This window comes from Sphingobium anseongense (assembly GCF_037725245.1).
In the GTDB taxonomy this organism is placed as follows: Bacteria; Pseudomonadota; Alphaproteobacteria; order Sphingomonadales; family Sphingomonadaceae; genus Sphingobium.
The window spans coordinates 159,388-178,762 of sequence record NZ_JBBJUL010000004.1; the positions used below are offsets into that span (position 1 = coordinate 159,388).

Here is a 19,375-nt window from a genome sequence, read left to right on the forward strand (position 1 = left end):
TCAAAAACATTGCATCGCCCGACGCCGAGTCACCCCGGAGCCTTGCGAAGCGCGGCCTATGACGGAAACGCGGCGGAATGGCAAGCGCGGGTTGATCTGGCCCGGCTTCCTACCCTAACCGTCGGGGCTGGGCGACGTCGGGGGAGAGTCGGTATGGCCGTTGCGATAGCCGCATTGTCGCTGATATTGCTGATGATCGCCGCCTATCGCGGCATGAGCGTCATCATCATGGCCCCGCTGCTCGCGATGCTGGCGGTGTTCCTGACCGATCCGGTCGCCGTGCCCACGGTCTTTTCCGGCCTGTTCATGGAAAAGGTGGCGAGTTTCCTCAAACTCTATTTCCCGGTGTTCCTGCTGGGCGCCTTGTTTGGCAAGCTGATCGAGATTTCGGGTTTTTCCCGCGCCATCGTCGAAGCCGTCATCGGATTGGTCGGCAGCCGCCGGGCCATTCCCGCCATCGTTCTGGTGACCGCATTGCTGACCTATGGCGGCGTGTCGGTGTTCGTCGCGGTGTTCGCCGTCTACCCCTTCGCCGCCGAGCTGTTCCGCAGGGCCGAGATCCCCAAACGACTGGTGCCCGCGACGATCGGCCTGGGCGCGATCACCTTCACCATGGACGCGCTGCCCGGCACGCCGCAGATTCAGAATATCATTCCGACCAGCTTTTTCGGCACGACAACCTGGGCCGCGCCGGTGCTGGGAACGATCGGGTCGCTGTGCATCGCGACCGCCGGCCTTGCCTATCTCGACTGGCGGCGGCGGTCGCTGATGGCCGCGGGCGAGGGCTATGGCGCGTCCGAAACGCTGATCAACGAGCCTGAACCCGTGGAGCAGGCGGGGCAGGTCCATCCGCTGGTCGCGCTGTTGCCGCTGGCGGTGGTGGGGGTGAGCAATCTGTTGCTGACGATCGCGATCCCGCGTCTGGTCGCGACCGACCAGGTCAGCGTTTCGATGGCGGGCCTGCCGGACCCTGTCACGGTCAAGCTGGCGCAACTGTCCGCGCTGTGGGCGGTCGAGGGTGCGTTGCTGCTGGGCATCGGCACGATCCTGATATTTGCCTTTTCGACCGTCGCGAAACGCTTTGCCGAAGGATCGAAGGCCGCGGTGGGCGGCGCGTTGCTGGCAGGCATGAACACGGCGGTCGAATATGGGTTCGGCGCGGTGATCGCGGCGCTGCCGGGCTTCCTGGTCGTCAAGGACGCGCTCAGGGGCGTGCCCAATCCGCTGATCAACGAGGCGATCACGGTCACGTCGCTGGCGGGGATCACGGGATCGGCGTCGGGCGGGCTGTCGATCGCGCTCGCGGCCATGGCCGAACAGTTCATGGCCGCGGGCGACGCAGCCGGTATCCCGCGCGAGGTGCTGCACCGGGTCGCGTCGATGGCGAGCGGCGGCATGGACAGCCTGCCGCATAACGGCGCGGTCATCACCCTGCTGGCCGTTACCGGCCTGACCCATCGCCAGGCCTACAAGGATATATTCGCCCTCACTCTCATCAAGACGACGGCTGTGTTCGTCGTCATTGCGACCTATTATCTGTCCGGACTGGTATGAAGGGCGTGTCGTTCAGTGGGCGCGGTGCATTTCGGCCGACCCGATGAAATGGGCGCGCGTCGACGGGCCGGCCTTGTCGAGCAGCAGCGCCACCTTTTCGCTCAAGGTTGCCGAAGAATGGCCGGGATCGTCGAACGCCATTGCCCATTCGCCAAATTCCCGGTTCGCAACGCTGCCCTGGCGCAGCCTTACGACCGCGCGATGGCGGGGATCGGCGGTAATCCGGTCGAAAATGGCATTGACGCTTGGTTCTGGACCTTCCAGCACCTGAAGGAAGCGGCGGGAGTTGAACAGCAACAGCCCGGTGACATCCTGCCGGCGATTGTTGGCGGCTGAGGCATAGGCGATGCCGCGACATTCATCGGCGCTGATCGGCCTTGCCGCAGTACTGATATACATGATCTGATACAGTGCCATCGACATCCTCATTGCCACCGGGTTTTCTTTTGCCGGGATGGCACAAAACCTATTAAAATCCGGTATTTAACCTCGATCAATTCCAAATGCGCTAACGCCCCCGAAACGACTTTCGGGGGCGCTGCGTGGATTGTCCTGGGCGGCTTAGCGGATCGCGCCGCCGATAACCGCGCCGATGATGCCGGTGGCCAGAGCGATCATGACCGCGTCATTGCCCGACTGCACCCATTGATAGCCGCGCGGCGGAGCGCTCAGGCGATAACCGCGATAATTGTTGATCACGCGGTAGTTATTTGCCTGACGGCGGTCGAACCGCTGTCCCTTGGCCCAGCGATGCTGGCTGACGGCGCGGCGGCCAGTATCGCGATAGTGGCGGTCGTTGCGAACAGTCGTGCGCTGACGGACGACGGTGCGTCCGCGATTATCCTGCTTGACGACGGTGCGGCTGACCTGGCGATCATGCGGCGCCGCCTGGGCCTGGGCGGTGACGATCGGGCTGGCGACCAGGGCGGTGGTGGTCAGCGCCATGAGGATTTTCTTGAACATCTCTTGCTCCTTTGTCTCGGGCGCCTTCTTGGCGTCGAAGACAGAAATAGGCGGCGACTGTCGCAGCCATGTGCCAGGAAGGGCGAAGAATGTGGGAAAGTGTATCAAAACCCGCTTCGGCCTGAACCGCTGTTCAGAAATGCAGCTATTTCCAACCTTTTCCTTATTGCAGGACGGGGATAAAGGGGCGCGACCGAAGCGTCGGGTCGCGGACCTGAACAAGCAAGAGGATGAATGATGAGGGCTTTCCTTTTCCCCGGCCAGGGCAGCCAGTCGGTGGGCATGGGCAAGGCGCTGTGCGATGCCAGCCCCGCCGCGCGCGAGTTGTTCCAGGAAGTCGACGAGGCGCTGTCGCAGAACCTGTTCCGCATCATGGTGGAAGGACCCGAAAGCGATCTGACCCTCACCGAAAATGCTCAGCCCGCGATCATGGCCAATGCGCTGGCGACGTTGCGGGTGATGCAGCGCGAAGGCGGCTTCGCGCTGGCCGACAAGGGCGACTATGTCGCCGGCCACAGCCTTGGCGAATATAGCGCGCTGTGTGCGGCCGAAGCGTTCGACATCGGCACGACCGCGCGCCTGCTCAAGCTGCGCGGGCAGGCGATGCAGGCGGCGGTGCCGGTGGGCGAGGGCGCGATGGCGGCGCTGCTGGGCGCCGACATCGACAAGGCGCAGGCGCTGGCCGATGCGGCGGCGCAAGGCGAGGTCTGCACTGTCGCCAATGACAATGATCCGACCCAGGTGGTGATTTCGGGCCATCGCGGCGCGATCGAGCGGGCGGTGGCGATGGTCAAGGACCATGGCATCAAGCGCGGCGTGCTGCTGCCGGTGTCCGCGCCCTTCCACTGCCCGTTGATGCAGCCCGCCGCCGAGGCGATGCAGGAGGCGCTGGCCAAGGCCGCGATCAACGCGCCGCTGCTGCCGGTTTACGCCAATGTCCTGGCCGCGCCGATCGCCGACCCGGAAGAGATCAAGGCGCGGCTGGTGGAGCAGGTGACCGGCCGGGTGCGTTGGCGCGAATCCGTCGCGGCGATGTGGGACGCGGGCGTCACCGACTTCGTCGAACTGGGCGGCAAGGTGCTGGCCCCGATGGTCAAGCGCATCGCCCCCGACGCGACCGTGACCAGCGTCGTGACGATGGACGATATCGAAGCGGCGCTGGCCGCCTTCTAAGCAAGGATAAGATGATGTTCGATCTGACGGGAATGACCGCGCTGGTGACTGGCGCTTCGGGCGGGATCGGTTCGTCGATCGCCAGGGCGCTGGCGGCGCAGGGGGCCACGCTGGCGCTTTCGGGCAGCAATGAAGAAAAGCTCAAGGCCTTCGCCGCCGAACTGGGCGGCGATCACAAGACGATCGTCTGCAACCTCAGCGATCCGGCCTCGGTCGATGCGCTGGTGCCACAGGCGGCGGAAGCACTGGGTGGGCGGCTCGACATCCTCGTCAACAATGCCGGCATCACTCGCGACAACCTGATCCTGCGCATGAAGGATGAGGAATGGAGCCAGGTCATTTCCGTCAATCTGGAGGCTGCCTTCCGCCTGGTCCGCGCCGCCGCCAAGCCGATGATGAAGGCGCGTTTCGGCCGCATCATCTCCATCACCTCCGTCGTCGGCGTCACCGGCAATCCGGGGCAGGCCAATTATTGCGCGTCGAAGGCGGGCATCATCGGCATGTCCAAATCGCTGGGCCAGGAACTGGCGAGCCGTGGCATCACCGTGAACTGCGTAGCGCCCGGCTTCATCCGTTCGGCCATGACCGATGCGCTGAACGATGCGCAGAAGGGCGCAATCCTGACCAAGATCCCCGCGGGCGACCTGGGCAGCGGCGACGATATCGGCGCAGCGGTCGTCTATCTGGCGAGCAGGGAAGCGGGCTATGTCACCGGCCAGACGCTGCATGTGAATGGCGGCATGGCGATGATCTGATCGCTTGCAGCGACAAGACGGGATGGGCCGGGCGCTGCGCGTTCCGGCCCTTTTCAATATCCGGCGCGTTTCAGCACCTGCTTGACGGCGGCGATGGTCTTCACGCTCGCCACCGTGTCGGGTTCGTCGCGCCGGCCGCAATCGCATTCATATTGCCTGAACAGCTTTTCGGCTGAATTGACCGGGACCAGCGCCTTCTGGCCCGGCTTCCAGTCGTCGAGGATGCGGATGCCATACATGGTGCCGCCGACGTCGTAATGGCGGATGTCCCAGGCGAACAGGACGATCAGTTCGCGGGCCTTGTCCCGATCCGCATTGGCGAAACCGATGGCGAGGATGCGGGGCGCGCCGCCCTCCTGTTCGCCCACGGTGACCTGAACAGGCGGCCGCGCCATCCGTTCGTCCAGCATCACCAGTTGCCGCTCTTCCGCGCCCGCGGCACCGTCGAGGTAATCGGCAAAGACCCAGAGCCGCCCATTCCATGTCGCGGGGGTGACGTTCACCGCCTCCGCCGGCAGGCCGAGCCGCTGCGCTGCCCGATGCTGCGTACTGGCGGCATATTGCTGCGCCACCGCCGGTGGCGTGATGCCCAGCGCCAAAAGCAGGGCCGCGATCCGTATCATGCTCCGATTCTCCGCGGCTTCAGGCCGCGGAGCGTGAACGCGCCATCCAGCAGGATGGTTCGCCGGACCGCCAGCGCCAGCACGGCGATGGCGGCGATCAGGTTGACGGGCACATGGGTCAGTTCCGACAGCGAGCGGCCGAACAGCGGCGCGAGCCAGGCATAGGCGAGCCATGTCGGCTCCCAGCGCAGCGGGCCGCGCCGCTTCATGTCGGCGGCGAGGAAGGCGATGGCGACGCCCAGCAGCACGAAATCATAGTCGAGCACATAGGGCGTGCAGAGCAGCGCGGCGCTGAGCGCGGCGGCCCCGCGCACCTCCATCGACCCGCGCCGTGCCGCCAGTGCCGCCGCCGCGATCGCGGTAGCCGCGACGATGCCCTGCACGGCGTAGGCCGCCGGGATGGCGCCGCCCCATTGGCGGATGGCGGCAAAGGGGCTTTGGATCTTTTCCCAGCCGGTCGCGCCTGCCTCAATGATGATATGCTGCGTCAGCGGCAGGGAATCGCGAAACGCCTGCCACACCGGCCAGCCCCAGATGGCCAGCGTCAGCAGGCACAGCGCCGTGACGGTCAACCCGGCCGCCATGAACGCCCGCCAATTGCCCCGCACCAGAATCAGGATCGGGATCAGCACCGCGAATTGCGGTTTGTAGACCAGTGCGCCGAGCAGCATGCCCGCCACCCACGGCTTGCGGTCGAGCAGCAGCATGCCCGCGCCAAGCAGGCTGGCGGTCAGGAAGGCGTTCTGGCCGTGGCCCAGGCACACCATCACCACCGGTGCGCCCAGCGCCACCAGAATCGCGTCGCGGTCGCCCGGCAGGATATGCCGGACCAGGCACAGCGCCAGTGCCAGCGTCGTCCCCTGCCAGATGACCAGCGCCGCGACATAGGAAAACTGCGCCAGCAGGGTCGCGATGATCAGGAACGGCGGGGGATAATGCCAGCCATAAAAGGGAATTGCCGGGTTGCCGTGGACCTGCTTTTGCACCTCGTGCTGCATTGGCCAGTTCCAGGCGTCGGCGGCGCGGCCATGATCGGCCATCCATCCGGCGGTCCAGACGTTGGAAAAGTCCGTGCCCAGCGGTCGGCCCAGGCCATCCACCGTGCCATCGGCGCTCAGGAACAATATTGCGAGGCCAATCACCGTCGATGCCAGCACGAGGATCGCGCTCAGCCGCGCGCGGGGGGCCGTGATGAAGCTGTCCGGGGAAGGCCAAGAAAACATGCGCTTCTTATGCTGCGCGCCATTGAAATTTCGGTTAAGGACCGCTTATCGTCCTGTGCGTTGCCCGATTGTTTCCATCAGCCTGCGCAAGGCTTGGCCGCCTTGCCTCTTGCCTCTGCCCGACCTTGCCTCTAGGGCGTTGCCTTAACGGCCATTCAGATACTGACTTATATACCAAAGAAGAAGGACCACTCATGAGTGAGACTGCGGATCGCGTGAAGAAAATCGTCGTCGAGCATCTGGGCGTCGAAGCCGAAAAGGTGACGGAAGATGCCAGTTTCATCGACGATCTGGGTGCTGACAGCCTCGACATCGTCGAGCTTGTCATGGCGTTCGAGGAAGAGTTCGGCGTTGAGATTCCCGACGATGCGGCGGAGAAGATCGGCACCGTCAAGGACGCGATCGATTATATCGACAGCAAGCAGTAATCGTCTCGCCGGGCAGCCGGTAACGGTCGCCCGGCCACGGTCGCCCGCCGAGGGCATCTGACAAGCGGCTCTCCCGCCGGTGACCCCGGAGTTTGGAGAGCCGTTTCGTATCTGGCGGACCGCTCCGCCGCCCGATGCCCCTTCGACAAGGGCGTTTCGAGCGTCTAAGGGGAGCGGAGAGCCATAAGGGAATTTGGAGCTAGGATATGCGTCGTGTCGTCGTAACCGGCCTTGGCATGGTGAGCCCGCTGGGTGGGGATGTCGAAACCACGTGGAAGAACATCATCGCGTCCAAATCGGGCGCGGCGAGGATTACCCGCTTCGATCCGGCGGATTACAAATGCCGCATCGCGTGCGAAGTAAAGCCGGCTGACCACCCCTATGGCTTCGATCCCAATCTGGAGGTCGACCACAAGGTCCAGCGTCAGGTCGATCTGTTCATCGTCTTTGGCATCGCCGCGGCGAGCGAGGCGCTGAAAGATGCGGGGCTGCTCGACATGACCGAGGAAGAGCGGCTGCGCGCCGGCTGTTCGATCGGTTCGGGCATCGGCGGCCTGCCGGGCATCGAAAGCGAATCGCTGGTGCTGGCGAACAAGGGGCCAAGCCGCGTATCGCCGCATTTCGTCCATGGCCGCCTCATCAACCTGATATCGGGCCAGGTTTCGATCAAATATGGGCTGATGGGTCCCAACCACGCGGTCGTCACCGCCTGCTCGACCGGCGCGCATTCGATCGGCGACGCCGCGCGGATGATCGCGATGGACGATGCCGACGTCATGCTGGCGGGCGGTGCGGAAAGCGCGATCTGCCCCATCGGCATTGCCGGATTTGCGCAGGCGCGCGCACTTTCGACCAATTTCAACGATACGCCCGAAAAGGCGTCGCGGCCCTATGACGTCAACCGCGACGGGTTCGTCATGGGCGAAGGCGCCGGCGTCGTCGTGCTGGAGGAATATGAGCGGGCCAAGGCGCGCGGCGCGAAAATCTATGCCGAGGTCGTGGGCTATGGCCTGTCGGGCGACGCCTATCATGTGACCGCGCCGCATCCCGAAGGATCGGGCGCCTATCGGTCGATGGAAATGGCGCTGCGCAAGTCGGGGCTGACCCTTGCCGACATCGATTATGTCAACGCCCATGGCACATCGACCCCGCTGGGCGACGAGCTGGAACTGGGCGCGGTTCGCCGTCTGTTCGGCGACCATATCAGCACCATGTCGATGAGTTCGACCAAGTCGGCGATCGGCCATTTGCTGGGCGGCGCGGGCGCTGTGGAAAGCATCTTCTGCATCCTGGCGATGCGCGACAACATCGTGCCGCCGACGCTGAACCTGGATGACCCGAGCGAAAGCTGCAAGGGCGTCGACCTGGTTCCGCATGTCGCCAAGGAGCGCAAGGTCCGCGCGGTGCTGAACAACAGCTTCGGCTTTGGCGGAACCAACGCGTCGCTGATCATGAAAGCCATCTGAGGTCGGCCATGCGACGGCTGGGCTGCATCATATTGCTGATCGGCCTTGTCGTCACGGCCTTTGTCGCCTTCCGCTTCGTCCATGGCTGGACCGAGGACGGGCCGGGCAAGGATGTGACGATCATCGTCCCCGAAGGCGCGAGCCTGTCCGAAGCCGCGGTACTGCTGCGGCAGGCGGGGGTGGTGCGTTCGGCCGACGCTTTCCTGACGCGGGCCAAGGTCTTTGGCGGCAGCGAACCGATCAAGGCCGGGGAATTCCGTATTCCGCCGGGCGCGAGCAACGCCGAGATTCTCGCCATCCTGCAAGGGGGCAGGGCGCTGACCCGGCTGATCACCATTCCCGAAGGCATGCCGTCCATATTGGTGCATGAGCGGTTGATGGCGAACGATCAGCTGACCGGCGACATTCCGGTGCCGCAGGAGGGGAGCATCCTGCCCGACAGCTATGCTTTCGACCGGGGCGAACCGCGTGCGGCGGTGGTCGGGCGGATGCAGGCGGCGATGGACAGGACGCTGGCCGAGCTGTGGGCGAAGCGTAGCCCGAACGCTGTGGTGAAGACGCCGCGCGAGGCGATCATCCTGGCCAGCATCGTCGAGAAGGAAACCAGCGTGCCTGCCGAGCGGCCTACGGTCGCGGGCGTTTACGGCAACCGCCTGCGCAGCAACATGATGCTTCAGGCCGACCCGACGATCATCTACCCGATCACCAGGGGCAAGCCGTTGGGCCGCCGCATCCGCAAGTCCGAAATCGCGGCGGTCAACGATTATAACACCTATGCGATGACGGGCCTGCCCAAGGGGCCGATCGCCAATCCGGGGCGGCTGTCGATATTGGCGGTGCTGCAACCGGCGCAGACCAGGGCGCTTTATTTTGTCGCCGACGGCAAGGGCGGGCATATCTTTGCCGATACCTACCAACAACATAATGAAAATGTGCGCAAATGGTTCGAGATCAGGCGATCGCGCGGGGAACTATAGGCGCGCGGCAAATTTAACTTAGCATATTGTATGCCCGATCGGGCTTTTTCGGTCGCCGTGGGTAATGATAGCGCGGGCGATTCCTTCCCCCGCCGCTTTCACGCCCGCCGATCCCCGCCTATCCTGGCGCAAACATAATCCTCGTGCGGCATCGGCTTGCGTCGATGCGGTTGCCCCCTATTTCTCCACCCAGACGAATCATCGGAAGAAAGCCTGTCATGACCGCCACCCACTCCACCCGCATGCTGATCCTGGGGTCCGGCCCCGCCGGGCTGTCCGCCGCCATTTATGGCGCGCGGGCGGGGCTGGCGCCGATCGTGGTGCAGGGGATGCAGCCGGGCGGGCAGTTGACGATCACCACCGATGTCGAAAATTATCCGGGTTTCCGCGACGTCATCCAGGGACCGTGGCTGATGGAGCAGATGCAGGCGCAGGCCGAGCATGTCGGCGCGCAGATGGTCTATGATCAGATTGTCGATGTCGACCTGTCCGAGCGGCCGTTCCGCCTGACCGGCGACGGCGGCACCGTCTATGTCTGCGACACGCTGGTGATCTGCACGGGCGCGCAGGCGAAATGGCTGGGAGTGCCGGGCGAGGAGCATCTGGCTGGCAAGGGCGTGAGCGCGTGCGCGACGTGCGACGGGTTCTTCTATCGCGGCAAGAAGGTGGTGGTGATCGGCGGCGGCAACACGGCGGTCGAAGAGGCGCTGTACCTGACCAACCACAGCCATGACGTGACGCTGATTCATCGTCGCGACACGCTGCGCGCGGAAAAGATCCTGCAACAGCGGCTGCACGCGCACCCCAATATCAAGGTGCTGTGGAACAAGGAAGTCGCACGCTTCGTCGGCGGCGGCACGCCTGAGGGGCTGATCGGCGTGGACCTGATCGACACGGTGACGGGCGAAGCGTCGCACGAGCCGACCGACGGCGGCTTCGTCGCGATCGGCCATCATCCCGCGACCGAATTGTTCGCGGGCAAGCTGCCGATGGACGAAGGCTATCTGCTGGTCGAAAAAGGCACGACGCGCACGTCCATCCCCGGCGTGTTCGCGGCGGGCGACGTCACCGACAAAATCTATCGCCAGGCGGTGACGGCGGCGGGCATGGGGTGCATGGCCGCGCTCGATGTCGAAAAATTCCTGGCGGAGGCGGATTTCGAGGCTGTTGCGGCGGCGTGATTGTCGTCCGTTCGCCCGGAGCGAAGCGGCTTAGCTCTCGCTCTGTCCGAACGGGTGCGGTCAGCCGACCTTAGCGGTTGCGAACGCCACCAGCGTGCCGAAGGTTTCGAAGGTGTCGCCGTCGATATCGTCATCCTCGATGATGATGTCGAGCCGGTCTTCCATTTCGGTGAGCAGTCCCGCGACCGCCATCGAGTCCAGTTCGGGCAGGGCGCCGAACAGCGGCGTGTCGTCGGTAAAGTCGTCGACCTGGCGTTGCGGCAGCGCAAGCACGTCCCGCAACAGCGATCGCACCATGGTGGAGATCGAATCCGTCCGGTCGACCGGTTGCGTATTTTGTACCCGCATAGTCGTGTCGCAATATCGCCTTGCGGCTCAGCCGACAAGCGCGGAAATGGCGGCGCGCGCGGCGGGCAGCCAGCTGGATGCGAAGCGCGGGTTGAAGGCGTCGATACGGTAGAGCGTCCGCCGCCTGTCCATCCAGTCGGCCTTGTAGCCATTGTCGCCGGTGCCATAATCTATCGCATCGACCCGATCGACGTCGATGGCGTGGGCGAACATCGCATGGCTGAGCAAGGTGCCGGGCGAAAGCGCGTCATAGGCGCGATCATGGGCGAGCTTGTGAATGAGCGCGACGCCATGGTCGATCGTCCACAATTGCGTGGCGACCGCCACGCCGTCCAGCCGCGCAAAGCCCAGGCGCAACGCACCGGCATCGGCTTCCCGTTGCGCCAGCGCGCGCAGGAAGGGCAGGGCGGTTTCCGGCTCTTTCCAGCTGCGCGCGCCGACCGCGACATAATCGTTCCAGTCGCGGTCGGTCAGTCGGTCGGTGATGGTGACCGTCAGGCGCGGGTGTCGCGACCGGCGCCGGACCAGCGTGCGCAGCGGGCCGGGGCGCTGCGCCCACCAGGTGGCGAAGTCGCGCCCGTCCAGCCGCAGATCATATCGTCCGCCAAAGGCCCGGCGCACCGCGAACCAGCCGGCGCCGCGAAAGGCGCGGATCAATTCGTCCGCCGTGCCATCGTCGGCGGTGACGGGAAACATGTCCGCCATCGCCACGTCGGGCGTCAGCATTCCGATGGCGGCACGCAGCAGCCGCTGGCGCAGCGCCGTGTCGGGATTGCCCAGAAAGATCGGATTCCAGGAAAAGCTGTACCAGTTGGCGAGCGCGCAGGCGCGCCGCGCTTGCGGCGACAGCAGGAACAGCCACAATTCGGCATCGCCTTCGTTCGCGCGCAATATCCGTACCGGCATGCGCGCAAAGCAGTGGCGGTGGAGCGATTGCAGCCAGTCGATGCCGTCGAACAGGCAGGGCGCGGCGTCGCGATCGAGCCGCCCGCCAAGGGCTTCCCGTGCTTGCGTCAGGCCGCGATATTCCCTTGCGTCGGGCAACCCATTATCTCCATGGCATGACCAGCGCGCTTAAGGGATAAGTCTGGACATGCCGTTAACCAACGTCCCCTCCGAAGGCGTCCGACCCATAGACCATCTGCTGTTGCGGGGCGACATCGACGCGCCCGCGCTGGACGGGCGTTCGGGGTCGCAAAATTATGGCGAGCTGGAATGCAGCCTGGGCCGGCTGGCGGCGTGGCTGGCGCGGTTCGGGCTGGAGCCGGGCGCGCGAGTCGCGAGCTGGATCGCCAAGGGGCCGGTCGCGGCGCTGATGCCGCTTGCCGCGCCGCGCGCGGGGCTGGTCCATGTGCCTGTCAATCCGCTGCTCAAACATCGGCAGGTCGCGCACATCCTGAACGACAGCGGCGCGGCGCTGATGATCGGCACGGCCAGCCGGCTGTCGACGCTGAAGGACGGCGATGTGCCGCCGGGGTGCGAGGTCCATCGCGAGGACGATGCCGCCTGCGCGATGACCGGCGGCGACGCGCTGGGGCCGTCGGATGCCGCGCCCGACGATCTGGCCGCGATCCTCTATACCAGCGGATCGACCGGCCGGCCCAAGGGGGTGATGCTGTCCCACGCCAATCTGTGGCTGGGCGCGGTGGCCGTGGCCGATTATCTTGGGCTGACCCCCGCCGACCGGACGCTGTGCGTGCTGCCGTTCAGCTTCGACTATGGCCAGAACCAGCTGTTTTCGACCTGGATATCGGGCGGCTGCGTCTATCCGCTCGATTATCTGACGCCGCGCGATGTGCTCAAGTCGGTCGACCGGCGGGATATCACGACGCTGGCCGGGGTGCCGCCGCTCTGGGTGCAGCTGGTCGAGCTGGACTGGCCCACCGAAGTCGCGGCCAAGCTCCGGCGGCTGACCAACAGCGGCGGCGCGCTGACCCGGCCGCTGGTGGGCAAGCTGCGCGCGATCTTTCCCGGCGCGGATCTTTATCCGATGTATGGCCTGACCGAAGCGTTCCGTTCGACCTACCTGCCCCCGGCATTGGTCGACAGCCATCCCGACAGCATGGGTTCGGCCATTCCCTTTGCCGAAATATTGGTGGTGCGACCCGACGGGTCGGTAACCGCCGACGATGAACCGGGCGAGCTGGTGCATTGCGGGCCGCTGGTGGCGCAGGGCTATTGGCGCGACCCGGCGCGGACCGCCGAGCGTTTCCGGGCCGCGCCGGCCGCATCGCGCTATGGCGGCATGGCGGTGTGGTCGGGCGACACGGTGCGGCGCGACGCGCGAGGATTGCTGTATTTCGTCGGCCGCGACGATGCGATGATCAAGTCGGCCGGCAACCGCATCAGCCCGACCGAGATCGAGGAAGCGGCCGTCGCCGTCGACGGGGTTGCGGAGGCCGTGGCGCTGGGGGTCAGCGACGAACGGCTGGGGCAGGCGGTGCTGCTGCTGGTGCGCGCCAGCCCCGGCGATGTGCCCGCGATCGAAAAGCGGCTGAAGGCCGACCTGCCCAATTTCATGCAGCCGCGCGAGATCAGGGCGCTTGCCAAATTCCCGCGCAACCCCAATGGCAAGATCGACCGGGCCGCACTTGCAGGGGAATATGCGTCATGAAGCCGATGGGACCGATCCCGCCCTGGTTCGCGGCCGAGGAGGGTATGCTGCTGATCGGCGGATGCGGCGCGGCGAGCCTGGTCGACGAGGCGGGCGACATGCCGCTGTTCGTATACGACATGGGGATAGTCGAAGCGCAGGTCCGCCGCTTTCGCGATGCGATGCCGCCCGCGCTGCACCTTCATTATGCGATCAAGGCCAATCCCCATGCGCCGTTGCTGGCGCGGATGGCCGGGCTGGTCGGCGGCTTCGACGTCGCGTCGGGCGGCGAGGTCGAATTGGCGCTGGACGCCGGGATGGCGCCGGACCGGATCAGCTTTGCAGGGCCGGGCAAGCGCGACGATGAATTGTCCGCCGCCATATTCGCCGGGGTGACGATCAACCTTGAGTCGGAGGGCGAGGGCGCGCGCGCGCTGCGCATCGCCGAAAAGCTCGGCCGCACGCCGCGCCTTGCCGTGCGGGTCAATCCCGATTTCGACCTCAAGGGATCGGGGATGCGGATGGGCGGCGGGGCCAAACCCTTTGGCGTCGATGCCGACCGCGCCGCCGCGCTGGCCCGCGCGATGATCGACGCCGGGGCCGACTGGCGCGGCTGGCATATCTTCGCCGGCTCGCAGAATCTCGACCCGATGGCGATCATAGAGACGCAGGCGGCGACGATCGCGCTGGCGGCTCGCCTGTCCGACGCGGTCGGCATGGCCCCGCCGCTCGTCAATCTGGGCGGTGGCTTTGGCCTTGCCTATTTCCCCGGCGACATGGCGCTGGACATCCGCCCGATCGGCGTCGCGCTCGACAGCGCGCTCGAATCGCTGCCGGACATTCTGAAGGACGGCCAGTTCGCGATCGAACTGGGCCGCTGGCTGGTGGGAGAGGCCGGGGTTTACCTCACGCGCGTCATCGACGTGAAGGTCAGCCAGGGCGAGACGTTCGTCGTCGTCGACGGCGGCCTGCATCACCAGCTCGCGGCCAGCGGCAATTTCGGCACCGTCGTCCGCCGCAACTATCCGATCGCCATCGCCAATCATTTCGGCGCGCCGCCCGCCGACCAGCCCGTTACCGTGGTCGGTTGTCTGTGTACGCCGATCGACCGGCTGGGCGACAAGGTAGCGCTGCCCCCGGTTGCGCCCGGCGATCTTGTCGCCATCTTCCTTGCCGGCGCCTATGGCGCGTCGGCAAGTCCTTCGGCATTTCTTGGTCATCCGCCTGCGCGTCAGCTTTTACTTGGCTGATCTTTTCGCAACTTAAATCCTAACGGTATCTTTACCCTTTCCCGGCAAGAGGAGGACCAGAGCCATGTGCTTGGGTTCGCCGGTCCTCTTTGGCGATTCTCGCGCGCATGGCAGCCAAAAGAGGGTGATGACCATGCGTTTCTTGTCGGTTTCACGAGCCTTTATCGGGGCATCCCTGCCGGCGATCGCGCTCGCGGGCTGTGCATCCTCCTCATCCGGGCCGCAATTGCCGCCGGCGTCCTTCGTGTCGACCGACGAAGGGCCGGGCGAGGAATATATCATCGGCCCGCTCGATGACCTGACCATCTTTGTGTGGCGCAATCCCGAACTTGGCGCGAAGGTCCAGGTGCGTCCCGATGGCCGCATCACCACGCCGCTGATCGCCGACATGCCGGCGGTGGGCAAGACCCCAAAGGTCCTGGCCGACGACATCAAGCAGGCGCTGACCAAATATATCGAAAATCCGCTGGTGTCGGTGATCGTCAACAATTTTTCCGGCACGTTCAGCCAGCAGGTGCGGATCGTGGGCGCGACCGAAAAGCCCGCATCGCTGCCCTATCGCGCCAACATGACGCTGCTGGATGCGATGATTTCGGTCGGCGGCCTGTCCGAATATGCGGCGGGCAACCGCGCGCGGCTGGTCCGCTACGACAAGGCCAGCGGCAAGCAGAAGGAATATCAGCTGCGGCTGACCGATCTGTTGAAGCGCGGCGACACCAGGGCGAACGTCCAGCTTGCGCCGGGCGACGTCATCATCATCCCTGAAAGCATGTTCTGATCATGGCCGGTCTTTACGACGAAATCCTGATCGCGCTGCACGGCATATGGAACCGCCGCTGGCTGGCGCTGGCGGTGGCCTGGGGCGTGTGCATGGTCGGCTGGCTGGGAGTCGCGCTGATCCCCAACAGCTATGAATCCAAGGCCAAGGTCTATGTTCAGACCCAGTCGCTGCTGGAAGGCAAGATCGGCATCACGCCGGTCGAGGCGCAGCAGGACCTGGACCGTGTGCGCCAGACGCTGGCCAGCGCCGACAATCTGGAAAAGGTGGTGCGCGGCACCGACCTGGCCCAGACGATATCCGGCCCGCGCGACATCGCCGGCAAGATCACGACCCTGCGCGAGAATATCAAGGTGGTCGCACAGCTCGACCCCAACATGATCGAAATCAGCGCGGCTTCGGCCGACAGCGGCCTTTCGGACGGCGCCAACGCCAAGATCGCGCCGCAGATCGTGCAAAAGCTGATCGACATATTTCAGGAAGAAAATCTGTCGGGCGACCGGCGTGAAACGCGGCAGAGCCTGGCGTTCCTGGACCAGCAGGTCGCGACGCGCGGCAAGCAGCTGGCCATGGCCGAGCAGCGCCGGGTCGAATTCGCGCAGCGCTATGTGGGGCTGTTGCCCGGTGCTGGGTCGATCAGCCAGCGCATGGACGCCGCGCGGGTCGAACTCAACAATCTCGATTCGCAGCTGATGCAGGCGCAAAGCGCGCTTTCCGCGATGAACGGCCAGCTGGTCGGCACCCCGCCGACGCTGCCCGGCGTCGGCGCGGGCGGCGGTCCATCGGCGCTGGGCCAGGCGCAGGCCGACCTTGCGGGCATGCGATCGCGCGGATGGACCAGCAGCCATCCCGACGTCATTGCGGCGCAGCGGCAGGTCGATGCCCTGCGCAAGCAGGGCGGCGGCGGGGGCGGCGCGGGCGGCACCCCCAACCCGGCCTATTTGTCGATCAAGTCGATGCAGGCCGAACGGGCCGCGACCGTCCAGGCATTGCAGGCGCGCAAGAACCAGATTCAGACGGACCTCAATGCGATGTCGGCCAAGCAGACCGAAGAACCGGGGCTTGCCGCCGAACAGGAAAAGCTCGACCGCGAATATGAGGCGCTCAAGGCCCAATATGACAAGCTGATTTCCGACCGCGAGGAAATCCGCCTGCGCGGCGACGTGAAGTCGGAAACCGGATCGGTGCAGTTCCGCGTCATCCAGCCGCCCAGCGTCCCCAGCGCGCCCAAGGCGCCCAACCGGCCGCTGCTGCTGCTGGGCGTCCTGATCCTGGGGATCGCGGCGGGCGCCGGCGTCGCCTTTGCCATGGGCCAGCTCAAGGGCACATTCCCCACCGCGGCGCGGCTGGAGCGGGCGACCGGCCTGCCGGTAATCGGTACGATCACGCGCACGCGCAGCGCCGCCGACATCGCGCATGACAAGCAGCGGATGAAGTGGTTCGCGGGCGCCAGCGGCGCGCTGGCCGGCGTGTGCCTGCTGCTGATCGTGGTCGAATTCGTCCAGCGCGGCATGGCGTGAAGGAGTTCCCGGACATGAACAAGCATAGCTCCATCGCCGCCGCCGGTTCGCTGATCGAGCGCGCCACCAACCTGTATGATTTCACCGACGCCTTGCGCGGACGGGCCGCGCCGGCGATGGAACTGCCGGCCGACCTGCCGCCGCCGGTGACGCCGGCTGTCGTCGACCCTGCCGCATCGGCGCCCCCATCGGTGCCGCCTGTCGCCCTGCCATGGCGCGGCCCTGTCCAGCGGATCGACCGGGAAAAGCTGGTCGAGGGCGGCTATATCCTGCCCGACGACCAGGCGACGGCGCTCAGCGAGGAATTTCGCATCGTCAAGCGCGACCTGATCGCCCAACTGGCGGGCAACCCGCGCGGAAATCGCGTGCTCGTCTGTTCGGCCCATAGCGGCGAGGGCAAGACCTTCTGCGCGATCAACCTCGCGCTCAGCCTGGCGGCGGAGAAGGACCGCGACGTTTTGCTGGTCGACGCCGATTTCGGCAAGCCCGGCATTCCCGAGGCGCTCGGCCTGTCGAGCGGTCCGGGGTTGATGGATGCACTGACCGATCCGACCGTGCAAATCGAGGATTGCGTCCTGCGCACCGATCTGCCCTCGCTCGCGATCCTGCCCGCCGGGCAGCGCAGCAACGCCGACACCGAATTTCTGGCGTCCGCGCGCACGGCCATCCTGCTCGACCGGCTGACGCAGGGCAGGCCCGACCGGATCGTGATCTTCGATTCGCCGCCCTTGCTCGCGGCATCGCCCGCCGCCGTCCTCGCCAGCCATGCTGCGGTCGCGCTGCTGGTGGTGCGCGCCGACCGCACCGGCGAAAGCGCGCTGCGCGACGCCGCCGGGATGCTCAAGGGCGGGGTGCAGGTACAACTCATTCTGAATGCGGTGCAATTTTCCGCGACCGGCCGCCGCTTCGGCAGCTATTATTCCAAGGGGGACTGAAGCGTGCGTGCCAACGCCTTCACAATCGGGGCATCGCTGGGCGCGATCGCGCTGGCCTGCGGCATCATGCCCGCAAGCGGCCAGACGCGCGCCGACGAGCGGCTCGTCTTCCTTCCCTATGTCGGCATCGATCAGGTGGTCACCGCGCCGATCAGGGGCGGCGGCGATGTTCTGACCTACACCAACCTGTCCGCCGGCTTCACCGCCGAGGTCAACAACCGCCGGGTCGAGGCGTTGGCCGACGTCCAATATAATCACAGCTTCGGCTGGGGCGGCCAGGCCCCCGACCAGGACGTGCTGAGCGGGATCGTCAACGCGCGTTACCATGTCGCGCGCGGGCTGAGCCTGGAAGCCGGCGGCTTTGCGACGCGGATACGCAGCGACGGTCTGTCGGGCGCAACGCCGCTCAACGACAGCTACACCAGCCAGGTCTATTCGGGCTATGTCGGCCCGTCCTACACCACCAAGGTCGGCGTGCTGGACGTCAGCGCCTCCTATCGGCTGGGCTATACCAGGGTAGAGGATGACGTCAGCGTCGCGCTCCCCGGTGCGCCCTCGGGCGGTTCCTATGACGATGCGCTTTCCCACATCCTCACCGGATCGGTGGGATTCAGCCCCGGCACGCTGTTGCCCGTGGGTCTCGTCGCCAGCGGCGGCTATGTCCGCGAGGACCCCAGCCAGCTCGACCAGCGGTTCGAGGATGTGTGGGGCCGGGTCGACGCGACCCTGCCCGTCACGCCCACGGTCGCGCTGGTCGGCGGCATCGGCTATGAGGAAATCAGCATCAGCCAGCGATCGCCGCTGCTCGCCGGCAACGGCACGCCGCTGATCGTCAATGGCCGCTATGTCACCGACGAAAGCTCGCCGCGCGCGCTGATCTACGATCAGGACGGCCTGATCTGGGACGCGGGCGTCCTGTGGCGGCCCAGCCGTCGCACCGCGCTCGAAGCGCGGGTGGGCGAACGCTATGGCGGCATGACCTATCAGGGCAGCTTCACCTGGCAGGGCCGCGACAGCAGCTTTGGCGTGGCGGTGTTCGACGGCATCGACAGCTTTGGCCGGGTCATCAACGCCAATGTCGCGGCGCTTTCGGGCAACCTCGACGTGGTGCGCAATCCGTTTACCGGCAATATCACCGGCTGCGCCTTTTCCACCACCGGCGGCGGCCAGTGCTTCAACGACGGGCTGTCGGGAATCACAGACGCGAATTTCCGCTATCGGGGCGTTGCCGCGCAATATTCCAGGCGGCGCGGTCCGTGGGGCTGGGGGCTGGGCGCGGGCTATTCGCAGCGCAAGTTCATCACCCCGCGCACCGACGCCGTCATCATTCGCGGGTCGAGCGACGAAAACTGGTATGGCAACGGTTCCGTCACCTACACCATCAACGACAACAGCAGCCTGGAAAGCGTCGTTTACGTCAATTATTTCGACGCCAGCGGCGGCCGGACCGACACGCTCAACTATGGCGGCTTCACCAGCTATTATCGCGGCATCACCCGCCGCCTGTCGGCATCGGCTTCGGTCGGGGTCGACGGCGTGAAGGCCGACGATATCGACACCATCATCAGCGCGATGGGCCAGCTTGGCCTTCGTTACAGCTTCTAGAGC

The 19,375-nt window shown here is 65.7% G+C and carries 18 protein-coding genes and 1 pseudogene; 13 read left to right on the forward strand and 6 right to left on the reverse strand.

The window, feature by feature from the left end:
- The first annotated feature begins 153 nt into the window (after positions 1-153).
- A complete protein-coding gene (locus tag WG908_RS07120) occupies positions 154-1,554 on the forward strand; it encodes a GntP family permease (RefSeq protein ID WP_340185874.1) in 1,401 nt (466 codons plus the stop codon).
- Between the two features lie 195 nt (positions 1,555-1,749).
- Here the strand turns inward: WG908_RS07120 and WG908_RS16550 are convergent.
- Both WG908_RS16550 and WG908_RS07130 read right to left on the reverse strand, forming a co-directional pair.
- A pseudogene (locus WG908_RS16550) lies at positions 1,750-1,983 on the reverse strand (BLUF domain-containing protein); the annotation flags it as partial.
- A 132-nt stretch (positions 1,984-2,115) separates the two neighbouring features.
- The gene (locus WG908_RS07130) at positions 2,116-2,517 is read right to left on the reverse strand and encodes an RcnB family protein (RefSeq protein WP_340185876.1); all 402 of its coding nucleotides are present in this window, start codon (positions 2,515-2,517) and stop codon (positions 2,116-2,118) included.
- A gap of 237 nt (positions 2,518-2,754) precedes the next feature.
- Between WG908_RS07130 and fabD the strand changes: the two genes are divergently transcribed.
- On the forward strand, positions 2,755-3,690 hold the full coding sequence (gene fabD, locus WG908_RS07135) for an ACP S-malonyltransferase (protein ID WP_340186064.1): 936 nt from the start codon (positions 2,755-2,757) through the stop codon (positions 3,688-3,690).
- A 14-nt stretch (positions 3,691-3,704) separates the two neighbouring features.
- Positions 3,705-4,445 carry a 3-oxoacyl-[acyl-carrier-protein] reductase gene (gene fabG, locus WG908_RS07140; RefSeq protein ID WP_340186065.1) on the forward strand — a complete coding sequence of 247 codons (741 nt, stop codon included), beginning with the start codon at positions 3,705-3,707 and terminating at the stop codon, positions 4,443-4,445.
- 53 nt (positions 4,446-4,498) lie between these two features.
- Here fabG and WG908_RS07145 read toward each other — a convergent pair whose 3' ends face one another.
- Complete coding sequence (locus tag WG908_RS07145; RefSeq protein ID WP_340185877.1) at positions 4,499-5,068, reverse strand: hypothetical protein; 570 nt, start codon at positions 5,066-5,068, stop codon at positions 4,499-4,501.
- Positions 5,065-6,291, reverse strand: a complete 1,227-nt coding sequence (locus WG908_RS07150) for a glycosyltransferase family 87 protein (protein WP_340185878.1) — start codon at positions 6,289-6,291, stop codon at positions 5,065-5,067. Before WG908_RS07150 ends, WG908_RS07145 begins: the two co-directional genes overlap by 4 nt.
- A gap of 194 nt (positions 6,292-6,485) precedes the next feature.
- Between WG908_RS07150 and WG908_RS07155 the strand changes: the two genes are divergently transcribed.
- The 4 genes from WG908_RS07155 (at position 6,486) to trxB (ending at position 10,343) form a co-directional block, all read left to right on the forward strand.
- Positions 6,486-6,719, forward strand: coding sequence for an acyl carrier protein (locus WG908_RS07155; RefSeq protein WP_006950224.1), 234 nt, complete (start codon positions 6,486-6,488; stop codon positions 6,717-6,719).
- A gap of 206 nt (positions 6,720-6,925) precedes the next feature.
- Positions 6,926-8,185 (forward strand): beta-ketoacyl-ACP synthase II, encoded by a 1,260-nt coding sequence (fabF, locus tag WG908_RS07160; protein WP_340185879.1) that lies wholly within the window; start codon positions 6,926-6,928, stop codon positions 8,183-8,185.
- A gap of 8 nt (positions 8,186-8,193) precedes the next feature.
- On the forward strand, positions 8,194-9,162 hold the full coding sequence (mltG, locus tag WG908_RS07165; RefSeq protein ID WP_340185880.1) for an endolytic transglycosylase MltG: 969 nt from the start codon (positions 8,194-8,196) through the stop codon (positions 9,160-9,162).
- A gap of 218 nt (positions 9,163-9,380) precedes the next feature.
- Positions 9,381-10,343, forward strand: coding sequence for a thioredoxin-disulfide reductase (gene trxB / locus WG908_RS07170; protein WP_340185881.1), 963 nt, complete (start codon positions 9,381-9,383; stop codon positions 10,341-10,343).
- A 60-nt stretch (positions 10,344-10,403) separates the two neighbouring features.
- Here trxB and WG908_RS07175 read toward each other — a convergent pair whose 3' ends face one another.
- On the reverse strand, positions 10,404-10,691 hold the full coding sequence (locus WG908_RS07175) for a phosphopantetheine-binding protein (protein WP_340185882.1): 288 nt from the start codon (positions 10,689-10,691) through the stop codon (positions 10,404-10,406).
- 27 nt (positions 10,692-10,718) lie between these two features.
- Positions 10,719-11,735, reverse strand: coding sequence for a GNAT family N-acetyltransferase (locus tag WG908_RS07180; protein WP_340185883.1), 1,017 nt, complete (start codon positions 11,733-11,735; stop codon positions 10,719-10,721).
- A 49-nt stretch (positions 11,736-11,784) separates the two neighbouring features.
- On the opposite strand from WG908_RS07180, the gene WG908_RS07185 reads away from it, so the two are divergent.
- The 6 genes from WG908_RS07185 (at position 11,785) to WG908_RS07210 (ending at position 19,372) form a co-directional block, all read left to right on the forward strand.
- Positions 11,785-13,305, forward strand: coding sequence for an acyl-CoA ligase (AMP-forming), exosortase A system-associated (locus WG908_RS07185; protein ID WP_340185884.1), 1,521 nt, complete (start codon positions 11,785-11,787; stop codon positions 13,303-13,305).
- Positions 13,302-14,534: a pyridoxal-dependent decarboxylase, exosortase A system-associated gene (locus WG908_RS07190; RefSeq protein WP_340185885.1), complete on the forward strand. Its 1,233-nt coding sequence runs from the start codon at positions 13,302-13,304 to the stop codon at positions 14,532-14,534. The genes WG908_RS07185 and WG908_RS07190 overlap by 4 nt, the downstream gene beginning before the upstream one ends.
- Positions 14,535-14,667: 133 nt before the next feature.
- Positions 14,668-15,312, forward strand: coding sequence for an XrtA/PEP-CTERM system exopolysaccharide export protein (locus WG908_RS07195; RefSeq protein ID WP_340186066.1), 645 nt, complete (start codon positions 14,668-14,670; stop codon positions 15,310-15,312).
- A gap of 2 nt (positions 15,313-15,314) precedes the next feature.
- The gene (locus WG908_RS07200; protein WP_340185886.1) at positions 15,315-16,832 is read left to right on the forward strand and encodes an XrtA system polysaccharide chain length determinant; all 1,518 of its coding nucleotides are present in this window, start codon (positions 15,315-15,317) and stop codon (positions 16,830-16,832) included.
- A gap of 14 nt (positions 16,833-16,846) precedes the next feature.
- Positions 16,847-17,767: an AAA family ATPase gene (locus WG908_RS07205; RefSeq protein WP_340185887.1), complete on the forward strand. Its 921-nt coding sequence runs from the start codon at positions 16,847-16,849 to the stop codon at positions 17,765-17,767.
- Positions 17,768-17,770: 3 nt separating this feature from the next.
- Positions 17,771-19,372 (forward strand): hypothetical protein, encoded by a 1,602-nt coding sequence (locus tag WG908_RS07210; RefSeq protein ID WP_445326678.1) that lies wholly within the window; start codon positions 17,771-17,773, stop codon positions 19,370-19,372.
- The last annotated feature ends 3 nt before the right edge of the window (positions 19,373-19,375 follow it).

Coding starts and splice junctions, on each gene's coding strand:
- WG908_RS07120 (WP_340185874.1), top strand. CDS start 154: ATGGCCGTTGCGATAGCCGCATTGTCGCTGATATTGCTGATGATCGCC.
- WG908_RS07130 (WP_340185876.1), bottom strand. CDS start 2,517: ATGTTCAAGAAAATCCTCATGGCGCTGACCACCACCGCCCTGGTCGCC.
- fabD (WP_340186064.1), top strand. CDS start 2,755: ATGAGGGCTTTCCTTTTCCCCGGCCAGGGCAGCCAGTCGGTGGGCATG.
- fabG (WP_340186065.1), top strand. CDS start 3,705: ATGTTCGATCTGACGGGAATGACCGCGCTGGTGACTGGCGCTTCGGGC.
- WG908_RS07145 (WP_340185877.1), bottom strand. CDS start 5,068: ATGATACGGATCGCGGCCCTGCTTTTGGCGCTGGGCATCACGCCACCG.
- WG908_RS07150 (WP_340185878.1), bottom strand. CDS start 6,291: ATGTTTTCTTGGCCTTCCCCGGACAGCTTCATCACGGCCCCCCGCGCG.
- WG908_RS07155 (WP_006950224.1), top strand. CDS start 6,486: ATGAGTGAGACTGCGGATCGCGTGAAGAAAATCGTCGTCGAGCATCTG.
- fabF (WP_340185879.1), top strand. CDS start 6,926: ATGCGTCGTGTCGTCGTAACCGGCCTTGGCATGGTGAGCCCGCTGGGT.
- mltG (WP_340185880.1), top strand. CDS start 8,194: ATGCGACGGCTGGGCTGCATCATATTGCTGATCGGCCTTGTCGTCACG.
- trxB (WP_340185881.1), top strand. CDS start 9,381: ATGACCGCCACCCACTCCACCCGCATGCTGATCCTGGGGTCCGGCCCC.
- WG908_RS07175 (WP_340185882.1), bottom strand. CDS start 10,691: ATGCGGGTACAAAATACGCAACCGGTCGACCGGACGGATTCGATCTCC.
- WG908_RS07185 (WP_340185884.1), top strand. CDS start 11,785: ATGCCGTTAACCAACGTCCCCTCCGAAGGCGTCCGACCCATAGACCAT.
- WG908_RS07190 (WP_340185885.1), top strand. CDS start 13,302: ATGAAGCCGATGGGACCGATCCCGCCCTGGTTCGCGGCCGAGGAGGGT.
- WG908_RS07195 (WP_340186066.1), top strand. CDS start 14,668: ATGCGTTTCTTGTCGGTTTCACGAGCCTTTATCGGGGCATCCCTGCCG.
- WG908_RS07200 (WP_340185886.1), top strand. CDS start 15,315: ATGGCCGGTCTTTACGACGAAATCCTGATCGCGCTGCACGGCATATGG.
- WG908_RS07205 (WP_340185887.1), top strand. CDS start 16,847: ATGAACAAGCATAGCTCCATCGCCGCCGCCGGTTCGCTGATCGAGCGC.